Source organism: Pseudomonas sp. AP19, from assembly GCF_001728855.1.
Classification (GTDB): Bacteria; Pseudomonadota; Gammaproteobacteria; order Pseudomonadales; family Pseudomonadaceae; genus Aquipseudomonas; species Aquipseudomonas fluorescens.
On sequence record NZ_LXJP01000016.1, the window covers coordinates 23,226 to 35,237 of the forward strand.

10 protein-coding genes and 2 pseudogenes are annotated in these 12,012 nt (G+C 60.5%); 8 read left to right on the forward strand and 4 right to left on the reverse strand.

The genetic code is table 11. The annotated features are described in order from the left end of the window. Positions 1-4: 4 nt before the first annotated feature. Positions 5-3,160, forward strand: a complete 3,156-nt coding sequence (locus tag A7D21_RS13555) for a CusA/CzcA family heavy metal efflux RND transporter (protein WP_069551929.1) — start codon at positions 5-7, stop codon at positions 3,158-3,160. On the opposite strand, the gene A7D21_RS34335 is transcribed toward A7D21_RS13555, so the two are convergent. The 3 genes from A7D21_RS34335 to A7D21_RS13575 form a co-directional block, all read right to left on the reverse strand. After that, entirely contained in the window at positions 3,075-4,511 is a 1,437-nt protein-coding gene (locus A7D21_RS34335; protein WP_083272191.1) for a heavy metal sensor histidine kinase, read from the reverse strand. The genes A7D21_RS13555 and A7D21_RS34335 overlap by 86 nt on opposite strands. Beyond that, entirely contained in the window at positions 4,508-5,182 is a 675-nt protein-coding gene (locus A7D21_RS13570) for a response regulator transcription factor PcoR (protein WP_053254221.1), read from the reverse strand. Before A7D21_RS13570 ends, A7D21_RS34335 begins: the two co-directional genes overlap by 4 nt. A 344-nt stretch (positions 5,183-5,526) precedes the next feature. Next, on the reverse strand, positions 5,527-6,846 hold the full coding sequence (locus A7D21_RS13575) for an OprD family porin (RefSeq protein ID WP_069551931.1): 1,320 nt from the start codon (positions 6,844-6,846) through the stop codon (positions 5,527-5,529). 227 nt (positions 6,847-7,073) lie between these two features. On the opposite strand from A7D21_RS13575, the gene A7D21_RS13580 reads away from it, so the two are divergent. From A7D21_RS13580 to A7D21_RS13590, 4 genes and pseudogenes are all read left to right on the forward strand, one after another. Beyond that, entirely contained in the window at positions 7,074-7,406 is a 333-nt protein-coding gene (locus A7D21_RS13580; RefSeq protein ID WP_053254223.1) for a DUF2790 domain-containing protein, read from the forward strand. A 195-nt stretch (positions 7,407-7,601) separates the two neighbouring features. Further along, positions 7,602-8,288, forward strand: a pseudogene (locus A7D21_RS36620) (PAS domain-containing protein); the annotation flags it as partial. A gap of 108 nt (positions 8,289-8,396) precedes the next feature. Next, positions 8,397-8,828: pseudogene (locus tag A7D21_RS36625) on the forward strand (methyl-accepting chemotaxis protein); the annotation flags it as partial. A 59-nt stretch (positions 8,829-8,887) separates the two neighbouring features. Beyond that, positions 8,888-9,463, forward strand: a complete 576-nt coding sequence (locus tag A7D21_RS13590; protein ID WP_053254225.1) for a flavin reductase family protein — start codon at positions 8,888-8,890, stop codon at positions 9,461-9,463. 50 nt (positions 9,464-9,513) lie between these two features. On the opposite strand, the gene A7D21_RS13595 is transcribed toward A7D21_RS13590, so the two are convergent. Continuing rightward, positions 9,514-10,323: an AraC family transcriptional regulator gene (locus tag A7D21_RS13595; protein ID WP_069551933.1), complete on the reverse strand. Its 810-nt coding sequence runs from the start codon at positions 10,321-10,323 to the stop codon at positions 9,514-9,516. A 205-nt stretch (positions 10,324-10,528) separates the two neighbouring features. Between A7D21_RS13595 and A7D21_RS13600 the strand changes: the two genes are divergently transcribed. The 3 genes from A7D21_RS13600 to A7D21_RS13610 are packed head-to-tail and all read left to right on the forward strand — an operon-like array spanning position 10,529 to position 11,987. After that, positions 10,529-11,092, forward strand: coding sequence for a DUF2975 domain-containing protein (locus A7D21_RS13600; RefSeq protein ID WP_053254227.1), 564 nt, complete (start codon positions 10,529-10,531; stop codon positions 11,090-11,092). 7 nt (positions 11,093-11,099) lie between these two features. Further along, a complete protein-coding gene (locus tag A7D21_RS13605) occupies positions 11,100-11,324 on the forward strand; it encodes a helix-turn-helix transcriptional regulator (protein WP_053254228.1) in 225 nt (74 codons plus the stop codon). A 24-nt stretch (positions 11,325-11,348) separates the two neighbouring features. Beyond that, complete coding sequence (locus tag A7D21_RS13610; RefSeq protein ID WP_053254229.1) at positions 11,349-11,987, forward strand: LysE family transporter; 639 nt, start codon at positions 11,349-11,351, stop codon at positions 11,985-11,987. Positions 11,988-12,012: the final 25 nt, after the last annotated feature.

Consider the following 12,012-nt stretch of genomic DNA (forward strand, 5'->3'; position numbering starts at 1 on the left):
CCCCATGTTTGAGCGCCTTATCCAATTTGCCATCGAGCAGCGCATCATCGTGCTGCTGGCCGTGCTGTTGATGGCCGGTGTCGGCATCGCCAGCTATCAGAAATTGCCCATCGACGCGGTACCCGACATCACCAATGTGCAGGTGCAGATCAACTCGGCGGCGGCCGGGTTTTCGCCGCTGGAAACCGAACAGCGCATTACCTTTCCCATCGAAACCGCCATGGCCGGGTTGCCGGGTCTGCAGCAGACGCGGTCGCTGTCGCGCTCCGGTTTGTCCCAGGTGACGGTGATTTTCAAAGACGGTACCGACCTGTTCTTCGCCCGCCAATTGGTCAATGAGCGCCTGCAGGTCGCCCGTGGACAATTGCCTACCGGCATCGACACCGCCATGGGGCCGATTTCCACCGGCCTCGGGGAAATTTTCCTGTGGACCGTCGAGGCCGAGGACGGCGCACTCAAAGAGGACGGCACGCCCTACACGCCGACCGACCTGCGCGTGATCCAGGACTGGATCATCAAGCCGCAACTGCGCAACGTGCCGGGTGTGGCCGAGATCAACACCATCGGCGGCTTTGCCAAGGAATATCAGATTGCCCCGGACCCCAAGCGCCTCGCGGCCTACAACCTGACGTTGAGTGATTTGGTCACGGCCCTTGAACGCAATAACGCCAACGTCGGCGCGGGTTACATCGAGCGCAGCGGCGAGCAACTGCTGATCCGCGCACCGGGGCAAGTGGCGTCGATTGATGACATCGCCAATATCGTGATCACCACTTCCGATGGCACGCCGATCCGCGTGCGCAATGTGGCGCAGGTCGACATCGGCCGTGAGCTGCGCACCGGCGCGGCCACCGAAAACGGCCGTGAAGTGGTGCTGGGCACGGTATTCATGTTGATCGGTGAAAACAGCCGTACCGTGTCCCAGGCGGTGGCGAAAAAACTCGCAGAGATCAACCGTTCGCTACCGGCAGGCGTGGTTGCCGTGACCGTGTACGACCGCACCAACCTGGTGGAAAAAGCCATCGCCACCGTGAAGAAAAACCTCTTCGAAGGTGCGCTGCTGGTGGTTGCGGTGTTGTTCCTGTTCCTGGGCAACATCCGCGCGGCGTTGATCACCGCAATGGTGATTCCCCTGGCGATGTTGTTCACCTTTACCGGGATGTTTACCAACAAAGTCAGCGCCAACCTGATGAGTCTTGGCGCACTGGACTTCGGCATTATCGTCGACGGCGCGGTGGTGATCGTCGAGAACGCCATCCGCCGCCTGGCACATGCGCAACAGCGCCACGGCCGTTTGTTGACCCGCAGCGAGCGGTTGCACGAAGTGTTCGCGGCGGCCAAAGAGGCGCGGCGGGCGCTGATCTTCGGGCAACTGATCATCATGGTGGTTTACCTGCCGATCTTCGCCCTCACGGGTGTGGCCGGGAAGATGTTCCACCCGATGGCCTTCACCGTGGTGATCGCGCTGCTGGGTGCGATGATTCTGTCGGTGACGTTCGTGCCGGCCGCGATTGCGCTGTTCGTCACCGGCAAGGTCAAGGAAGAAGAAAACCTGGTGATGCGCACGGCGCGGCGGGTCTATGCGCCGGTGCTGCACTGGGTAATGGCACGCCGTCCATGGGTGTTTGGCTTGGCGGTGTTGACCATCGTCGCCTCTGGGGCGCTGGCCAGCCGCATGGGCAGTGAATTCATTCCCAGCCTCAGCGAAGGCGACTTCGCCCAACAGGCCCTGCGCGTGCCGGGCACCAGCCTGACGCAATCGGTGCAGATGCAGCAGCAGCTTGAGAACACATTGCTGGCCCAGGTGCCGGAAATCGAGCGGGTTTTTGCGCGCACCGGCACCGCAGAAATCGCCTCAGACCCGATGCCGCCGAATATTTCCGACAGCTACGTAATGCTTAAACCGAAGGCACAGTGGCCCGATCCAAACAAATCCCGCGAGACGCTGATTGCCGACATCCAGCGCGCCAGTGCGATTGTGCCGGGCAGTGCGTATGAACTGTCGCAACCGATCCAGCTGCGCTTCAACGAGCTGATTTCCGGGGTGCGTAGTGATGTGGCAGTGAAGGTGTTTGGTGACGACATGGCGGTGCTCAACAAGACCGCCGCGGAAATCGCCGAGACCCTGCAAAAGCTCGAAGGCGCCTCGGAAGTCAAGGTCGAGCAGACCTCCGGCTTGCCGGTGCTGACCATCAATATCGACCGCGAGAAGGCCGCGCGTTTCGGCCTGAATGTGGGCGATGTGCAGGACACCATTGCGGTCGCCGTGGGCGGGCGTCAGGCCGGTACGTTGTACGAAGGTGATCGCCGCTTTGACATGGTCGTGCGTTTGTCCGACGCACTACGCACCGATATCGACGGGCTGTCACGGCTGCTGATTCCGGTGCCGGCGCTGGCCGGCAGTGCGGCTGGGCAGTTGGGCTTTATTGCCTTGTCCCAGGTCGCCAGCCTGGACCTGGTGCTCGGTCCCAACCAGGTCAGCCGCGAGAACGGCAAGCGCCTGGTGATCGTCAGCGCCAACGTGCGCGGGCGGGATATCGGTTCGTTTGTCGAAGAGGCCGAGGCAGCCATCAACACACAGGTGAAAGTCCCCGCCGGTTACTGGACCACCTGGGGCGGCCAGTTCGAACAGTTGAAGGAAGCGTCCGAGCGTTTGCGCATCGTGGTGCCAGTGGCGTTGCTGTTGGTGTTCGGGCTGTTGTTCATGATGTTCAACAACCTCAAGGACGGCCTGTTGGTGTTTACCGGGATTCCTTTCGCATTGACGGGTGGGATCATGGCGCTGTGGCTGCGCGATATTCCATTGTCGATTTCGGCGGGGGTGGGCTTTATCGCCTTGTCCGGTGTCGCGGTGCTCAACGGGCTGGTGATGATTGCCTTCATCCGCAACCTGCGTGAGGAAGGGCGCGCGTTATCGGTGGCGGTCAACGAGGGCGCGCTGACCCGATTGCGCCCGGTATTAATGACCGCGCTGGTGGCGTCCCTGGGGTTTATCCCGATGGCCCTGGCCACCGGCACCGGCGCCGAAGTGCAGCGCCCGTTGGCGACGGTGGTGATTGGCGGGATTATTTCTTCTACGTTGCTGACCTTGCTGGTGCTGCCGGCGCTTTATCAGTGGGCGCATCGCAAGGAAGAGGAAACACCAGGCGAAACACGGTGAAACCACCGGGCAGGCTGCGCACTTCAGCCTGCCCCTGGTGCAGGGTCATGATCGAGCGCACGATGGCCAGGCCCAGGCCGGTGCCACCCTCGGTGCGAGCGCGGCTGCTGTCGACACGGTAGAAGCGTTCGAACAGGTGCGGCAGGTGGCGCGCTTCGATGCCGGGGCCAGGGTTGCTGACCGACACCGACGCCGTGCTCCCGTAGGCTTCCACCAGCAGCGAAATATGCGAGCCCGCCGGGCTGTGGCGGATGGCATTGGACAGCAGGTTCGACAGGGCGCGCTGGATCATCAGGCGATCGCCGTGCACCTGAGCATCGCCGCTGAGGGTCAGGGTCAGTTGTTTGTCTTCGGCACTGAGGGCGAACAAGTCCATCACCCGCGCCGTTTCAGCCGCCAGCGACACCGCCGCGAACGAAGCGCGTGCCGCCGGGTGGCTGACCTGGGCCAGAAACAGCATGTCGGAGACGATACGCGCCAGGCGCTCCAGCTCTTCGGTGTTGGATTCGAGCACGGCTTTGTATTCGTCAGGCGGGCGCTGGCGCGACAGCGTCAACTGGGCTTTGCCCATCAGGTTGGTCAGGGGCGCGCGCAATTCGTGGGCAAGGTCATCGGAGAATTGCGACAGTTGCTGCACCCCAGCGTCCAGGCGATTGAGCATCACATTAAAGCCTTGCGCCAACTCGCCCAGCTCTTGGGGCAGGTTATCGACGGAAAGGCGATGGGTGAGGTCCTGAGTGGTGACTTTGGCCGCCACATGGCTGAACTGTTTCAACGGCGCCAGGCCGCGCTGCACCAGCCACCAGGCACCCATGCCGATCAGCAGCAGCAGCATGGGCAAGGCGATCACCGTGGCGCGCAGATAGGCACTGAGCAGCGCTTGATCGTCGGTGCGGTCCAGGGACAGCAGCACGCGTACACGTTCGCCGCTGGCCAGGCGCATCAGGCTGGAGGCACTGAGCACCTGGTTGCCATAACTGTCGGTCCAGTTGAGGTAACCGAGGGTTTCCCGTGGGGTGAAGTCAGTGAGCAAAGGCGTCTGAGGCTTGGCCCCGGTGCTCAGCAGCACGCTTTCGTCGGGGGCGGTGCCGACGATGGTCAGGTAGAAGTTGTCATGGCCGATCACCAGGTCCATCAGTGAATGCGGGCGGGCGCGAATGGTGTTCAGGTCCATGCCCTGGGCCACGCTGTGCTGGATCTGTTCCATCTTGCTTTCCAGGCCCTTGCGCGCCAGCTTTTCCAGTTCGTGGGTCAGGGCCAGGTACGCCAGGGTTGCCAGCAACAGCACCAGGCCCGCGCCCATTACACTGACCGTCAGCCCCAGGCGCATCGACAAACTGCCGGTTTTCATCCGCGCGCCTCCAGCACATAACCCACGCCGCGAATGGTGTGGATCAGCTTGACCTCGCTCTGGTCATCGACCTTGGCCCGCAGGCGGCTGATGGAGACTTCCACCACATTGGTGTCGCAGTCGAAATTCATGTCCCACACCAGCGAAATGATTTGCGTGCGGGTCAGCACTTCGCCGGTTTGGCGCATCAACACCTGCAGCAGGGCGAACTCTTTGGTGGTCAGGTCGATCCGTCGGGAGCCGCGATACGCGCGATGGCGGCGCGGGTCCAGCTCCAGGTCCTGCACGCTGAAGACTTCCGGTTGCGGGATATGCTCACTGCGGCGCAGCAGGGTGCGGACCCGCGCGAGCAATTCGGGAAACTCGAAAGGCTTGACCAGGTAATCATCGGCGCCCATGTCCAGGCCTTTGATCTTGTCGGCCAGCCGGCCACGCGCGGTCAGCATCATCACCCGTTGCGTGCCGTTGCGGCGCAATTGCTCGAGCACTTCCCAGCCATCCTTGCCCGGCAGGTTGACGTCAAGAATGACCAACTCATAGGCGTGCTGCCCGGCCAGGTGCAGGCCGTCGATGCCATTGGACGCGCAATCGACCACATAGCCACTTTCACTCAGGCCTTGCTGCAAATAGTCAGCGGTTTTTTGCTCGTCCTCAACCACAAGGATACGCATAGAAAATTTACCTTTTACTGAAGGAGAAGAGGTCCATTTCCCTATGGAGGCAGGTGTCTTGAGAGTAGGGAAATTCTGAAGTCTGAAGTAGCTTCAGGGTCAACTGCGACCATTGGTCGCGACTCAGCCAGCGGGCAAAAAAAACGCCCCAGCGGGGCGTTAAAAATTCATCTCTTTCCAAAGGAGCTACACAAAAGCTTCAGAGATGAATGTGCTCGGTGCAACGAAGTTGAAGCGAGTATAGGAAGTTCAACTTAACGAGAAGCTGAACGCAATGTTACAGTTTTGATAGTTATCTATTTGTGAGCAGATGTTAGTTAATGGCGAACGAATGTAAACGCAGGTCAAAGTGCTACTAGCGGGTATTCGGCAATCAAGCGCACTTCCTCCAGATCTGATTCGAAAGCGCTGGAGCGCACGGTGGCCTGGCGTAACCGCAATGACAAATCCTTCAGGCTGCCACTTTGCACCACGTACCTGGCCTCGACGTCCCGCTCCCAGCGACGCTGATCCGTCAGCGGATTGCCCGCCGCATCGCGGCGCATGTACACCGCGTTGGCATGGCTGTAATCGGCGCCGGTGCCTTTGCCGTAGCGGGTCATGAACGACAGGCCGGGAATGCCGAACGCCTGCATGTCGAGGTCGTAGCGCAGCATCCACGAGCGCTCCTTGGGCGAGTTGAAGTCGCTGTACTGGATCGAGTTGTTGAGGAAGATCGAGTCCGATTGGCGCAGGTAATCGAAGTCGTCGTCGCCGTTGTTGCGCTGGTGCGACACGGCCACGCTGTGGGCGCCGGCCCTCACCCCGAGCCTGGCGCTCCAGATGTTGTTATCGAATTCGCCCAGCAGCTTTTTACCCTCGTCGACGGCTTTGTAATAGTTGACGTCGCCGAACAAAGAGACGGTGTCGGTCAGCGGGTAAGTGGCGGCACTGCCCACGTAATACTGATCCCAGGCGTCTTTCAGGCGGCTGCTGTAGAGGCTGACACTGAGGTGTTTATTGACGGTGTAGTCGCCGCCGACGTAACCGATCCAGGGGGCATCGACCTTGCCCGCGTAGAACGTCGCAAAGCCTTTGTTCATGCCACTTTCACTTGGCTGGCTCATGCCGCTCAGGCGCCCGCCCTGCAGGTTCAGGCCTTCAAGGCTGGTGTTTTGCGCGGTGACACCGCGAAAGCTTTGCGGCAACAGGCGTGAGTCGCCGGCGGCCACCACCGGCGTGGCGGGGAACACGTCACCGGCCTTGAAGACCGTGTCGAGCACGCGCACTTTCGCGGCGCCGCCGAATTTGCTGTAGCCGCTTTCGGGGTGGTTATTGCTGTCCACCGGCAGCATGCCGAACGAACCCTTGCCGCCGCTGCGGCCGGTGCCGGAGTCGAGTTTCAGGCCGTACATGGCAAACGCATCCAGGCCAAACCCCACGGTGCCTTGGGTAAAGCCGGATTCGAACTTGCCGATCAAGCCCTGCGCCCAGGCTTCGGAATAACCGTTGCCGGTGGGGCTGGACTGGCCCTTGCGGTCGTCGCGGTTGAAGTAAAAATTGCGCGCCAGCACGTTCACGCTGCTGCCTTCGATAAAACCTTCAGGCTTGTCCTCCACCGCCACGGCTGCCAGGGGCAGTGCGGCCAGCAATGAAAAGGGAAGGGTGTAGTAAGCAATAGTCATGTTTCGCTCCTCGGTGTTGGCAGTGTTCAGCTTCTTATAGGCAGTGGGCGTTCTTATTGATCTGGCCCGGGCTGATAGTTGCAAACAGCGGATAACGACTTCATTGCGTGAACATTACAATCCTGGAAAGTCACGGCTACCTAACAAATAAGTAATGGTTTGGTGAACCTCGCGTCAGGGTTGCTTCATTACGCTTGTCACTGAACTTCTTAGACGAGGAACCCGTAATGAACTTTTATAAAATTGGCCTGGGTGTATTCACTGCAATCCTGTCGTTCAGTGCAGTGGCCGAAGGCGGTGGTGATCGCACCTTTGCCCTGATGATGGAACGCAATGAGAAAGCCATGGCGGCTTACGCCGCAAAAAAGGGGCTGCCGGCACCCGAGGTACAGGCCTACCGCTATGGTATGACGCTGGACATCGCCAACGTGGTCAACGTCACCCCACCGATCCGTTCGTGCAATCCGGTGCCGTCGCGCATGACCTATGAAGACTCCAGCGGCAAGCTCAATACCCTTGAATACCAAGTGATGGGCATCTGCCGGAATAATGGTGGTTAATCGCGCCAGAAAAACAGGTGGGCGAAGGGCTAAAAAGCACTTCAGAAAATCCCGGCAGCGCCGATGCAGGTCAGATTCATCTCCTCAAATGATCATCGGTGCCCCATGTTCAACACCCGTTTGAAGCAGGAGCTGTCAGCTCTTCGCGAAGAGTTGTCGAGCTTGCAACAGGTCAAGGAGAGCCTGGAAAGTGAAATGCTGTGCCTGACGCTGGATGCCGAAGGCCGGGTGGAGTGGGCAAATGCCAACTTCCTGCAGGAACTGGCGTACCAGGCCACCAACATCTTGGGGCGCCACATTGATGATCTGGTGCCGGCACACGTGCGCCAGGACGAATTCCAGCTGCGTTTCAAGCATGCCCTGCTGCGTGGCGAACACTTCGCTGGCACCGTGCGGCTGATGCGCGGCAATGGCAAGGAGGCGTGGTTGCGCTCGATCCTGCAACCCGTGCGCAGCTCGGATGGGCGTATCAAGCATTATTCGATTTACTCAAGCGACCTCACCCGCACCATCGAGGCCTCGCGCGAGCATGAAAACCTGATCACCGCGCTGGTGCGTTCCACCGCGGTCATCGAGTTCGACCTCGGTGGGCATGTGCTGACGGCCAATGACCGGTTCCTCGGCGGCATGGGTTACAGCCTGGCGCAGATTCAGGGCAAGCATCACCGGATGTTCTGCGAACCGGAGGAATACAACAGCGCCGAGTACCAGAACTTCTGGAAACGTTTGAATGCCGGTGAGTTTGTCGCGGCGCGTTTCAAGCGCGTCGACAGCCATGGGCGTGTGGTCTGGCTGGAAGCTACCTATAACCCGGTGTTGGATGCCAATGATCGCCTGTACAAAGTGGTCAAGTTCGCCACGGTGATTACCGACCAGGTCAACCAGGAACAGGCCGTGGCCGAGGCCGCCAATATTGCCTACAGCACCTCGCTGCAAACCGACAACAGTGCCCAGCGTGGCACCACGGTGGTGACGCAGGCGGTGGATGTGATGCGAGATTTGGCCAGGCACATGCAGCAGGCCGGTGATGGCATTGAGGCGCTCAACGCCCAGTCGCAAGTGATCGGCAGCATCGTCAAGACCATCAGCGGCATTGCCGAACAGACCAACCTGCTGGCGCTCAATGCGGCCATCGAAGCGGCACGCGCGGGTGAGCAGGGCCGTGGTTTTGCGGTGGTTGCCGATGAGGTTCGCCAATTGGCGTCGCGCACCAGCAAGGCCACCGAGGAAATTGTCGGTGTGGTGCGTCAGAACCAGGACATGGCTCGCGATGCGGTGTCGCTGATGACCGAGGGGCGTCTGCAGGCCGAGCAAGGTCTGGCGCTGGCGTCTGAGGCCGGCACCGTGATTGTGGAAATCCAGGATGGCGCGCAAAAGGTGGTGAGCGCGGTCGGGCAGTTCGCCAATCAGCTGTCGAGCTGACCGTCGGGCTTGTGCTTGAGGTATCGTAGGTTTTTTCTTGCTTGAAGAGCCGACCCTCCATGAGCCCTACTCACCGTCGTCCTGTTCCGCTGTCCAAGGCCTATCGCTTGCTCAACCACGGGCCGACCGTGTTGGTGAGCGCGGCCCACGACGGCCGACGCAATATCATGGCCGCTGCCTGGGCCATGCCCCTGGACTTTGAACCGCCGAAAGTCGCGGTGGTGCTCGACAAAGCCACCTGGACCCGGTCATTGCTGGAAGGCGCCGGCACCTTTGTACTTCAGGTGCCCTGCGTGGCGCAGGCCGATCTGGTGCAGACGGTCGGCAACACCACGGGCGCCGACACGGACAAATTCGCCGCCTACGGCCTGCAAACCTTCCACGGTGAACACACCGATGCGCCGCTGCTGGAGGGCTGCGTAGCGTGGTTGGAATGTCGCCTGTTGCCCGAGCCTCACACCCAGCAGACCTACGATTTATTCCTCGGCGAAGTGGTCGCGGCGTATGCCGACGAACGCGTGTTCAGCGAAGGGCACTGGCACTTCGAAGGGCATGACGCATTGCGCACCTTGCACCATATCGCGGGCGGCAATTTCCTGAGCATCGGCGAGCCGGTTGTCGGGCGCCAGCTGTAAGCCTTGCCTTCCTGCGCCCGCTGATTAACTGCGCACTTGCGCGCCGTTAATCAGCGCCCGAGCATCTTTACCCATCGCGACGGTGGCATGCCGTAGGTGCTGCGAAATTGCCGCGTCATGTGGCTCTGGTCGGTGAAACCGGCGGTCAGTGCTGCATCCACCAACGATTGGCCCTGAGCCAGCAGGCTGCGCACCAAGTCCAACCGTCGCATGGTCAGGTAGCGGTAGGGGCTGGTGCCGAACAGCACGCGAAAATCGCGCGACAATGCCCAGCGGTCACGGCCGCAGTGGTCGGCCATTTCATCCAGGGTGATGCTGCGGCCCAAGGCGCTGTGGATAAATTCCCGGGCACGCTCGGCGGCCACGTAATCGAAGGATTTACGACTGACGATCACGCCCGACGCAGCGCTCAGCGCCTGGGCCAGGTCGTACAGCGCGTCCTGTTCCTGCATCGGGTCAATCGGGCAGTCCAGGCTTTGCAGCAACACTTCGCTGGCGCGGAACAGCCTTGGGTCAGTTGACAGTCCGTTGTGGATAAACGGTAACGGCCGGCCGCCGAGGATCTGCTGGATCAGCGCCGGCTCCACATAAATCATGCGGTACTTGAAGCCTTCTACACTGCTGGCGCGGCCGTCATGGGTTTCGTCGGGGTGAATCACCATGGTCGTACCGGGCAGGCTGTGGGTCATGCAGCCGCGATAATGAAAACTTTGCACGCCAAACAACGTGCGCCCGATGGCGTAGGTGTCATGGCGATGCGGGTCGAACGCGAAGCCGGCAAAGTACGCCTCGATACGGTCCAGGCCGCTGGCGTGCGGGGCGCGGTGCAACCAGTCGAGTGCGGAGGTGGGGTGGCCCATGGTGGCTTGTCACAAATTGAGGTGGAAACACGGTAACCCAGTCTGGCGTGGGTTGTCTGGCGGGGTCTTGAACGATTGTGCGTGCTGGCGGTAGCGCTGGGGCAGTGTGTTTTTTAGCCAACACACTGCAATTCATTAAAAAATGATTGTTTTACGATAATTTATCTATTATTTTTGCGTCCTCTTTCACCCATTGAGGTTGCTTATGAATACCCAACGTCTGGCCCAGCTCAGTCAGCGCATGTCGCTGCTTACCCTTCTGCTGATTGTCGTCATGCTGGTGCTCAATACCTGTGTATGGCTGTTCCCGGTACTGAGTTCTTCTGCCGATGGCCTGGGGTTTGGCTTTGCCTTGAGTGACCGTCTGATCCAGGCGCGCGCCGTGCAAGTCGCGCTGCTGCCCTGGTGGCAAATTCTGGGCGCTATTGTGCTTTCCAGCATCCCGCTGCTGGCCCTTGGTGGGGGCTTGAACCATCTTCGTCTATTGTTCCAGAACTACGCCCGTGGCGAGTATTTCTCCCGTGCGGCGGCGCAGCACTTGGGCAAGGTGGGGCGGGCGGTAGCGGTGTGGGTGCTGCTGGACTTTTTATGCGAGCCGTTGCTCAGTGTCTGGGTCACGATGAATGAGCCGGTCGGTCAGCGGTTTATCACGCTGAGTGTCACCGCGCCGAGCTTCGTCGCCTTGTTTCTGGCTGCCTGTATTGCGGTAATCGCGCGTATCCTGTGGCAAGCCAGTGAAGTGGATTCTGAAAACCGCACTTTTGTTTGAGATCGACATGCCCATTGTGATTGAACTGGACGTTATGCTTGCCCGGCGCAAGGTCAAATCCAAAGACCTGGCCGCCGCTATCGGGATTACCGAACAGAACCTGTCGTTGCTCAAACAAGGCAAGGTCAAGGGGATACGGCTGGGTACGCTGGATGCGATCTGCACCTACCTGGACTGTCAGCCCGGCGACCTGTTGGTGCACACACCGGAGCCGGCGGCCGAGCCGGCTTAACTCCATGGGAAGAGGGATCGTCCAATGCAACTGCTCGACTTACCGTATGCCACGCCGTTACTGGCGCTGGGGCTGCTGTGGACGGTCGCGGTGGTGACGCCGGGGCCGAACTTTTTCAACACCGCCCAACTGGCGGCAAGTTGCTCGCGTCGGCATGGCGTGGTGGCCTCGGCCGGGGTGGCGACGGGCACGGTGATATGGGGGCTGGCGGGCGGCTTGGGCATCAAGTCGCTGTTCACCGCCGCGCCCATGCTCTATCTGGCGTTCAAGCTTATCGGCGGCTGTTACCTGATCTATCTGGGGCTGAAACTGTTCAAGCGTTCGGCGCCCTCGATGAGCCAGACGCTATTGCCTGCCGAACCCCGGCGCTCGCTGTTTTCCGCCTGGCGCTTCGGCTTGCTGGGCAACTTGTCCAACCCCAAGGCCGCGTTGTTTGTCACCACGGCCTTCGCCTCGACCATGCCTCCCTCACCATCGCCCACGTTGTTGGCCCTGGCGGTAATCACCATGGCCACGTTGTCATTCAGCTGGTACACCAGCGTGGCCCTGGTGTTTTCCAGTGAGCGAATGGCCAACGCCTATGGCCGTTCGCGCAAGTGGCTCGACCGGTTTGCCGGTGGTTGCTATGTGCTGTTTGGCGCACATCTGGTAGCGAATCGCTGACGGCTCATGGTAAGAAGCCTTACTT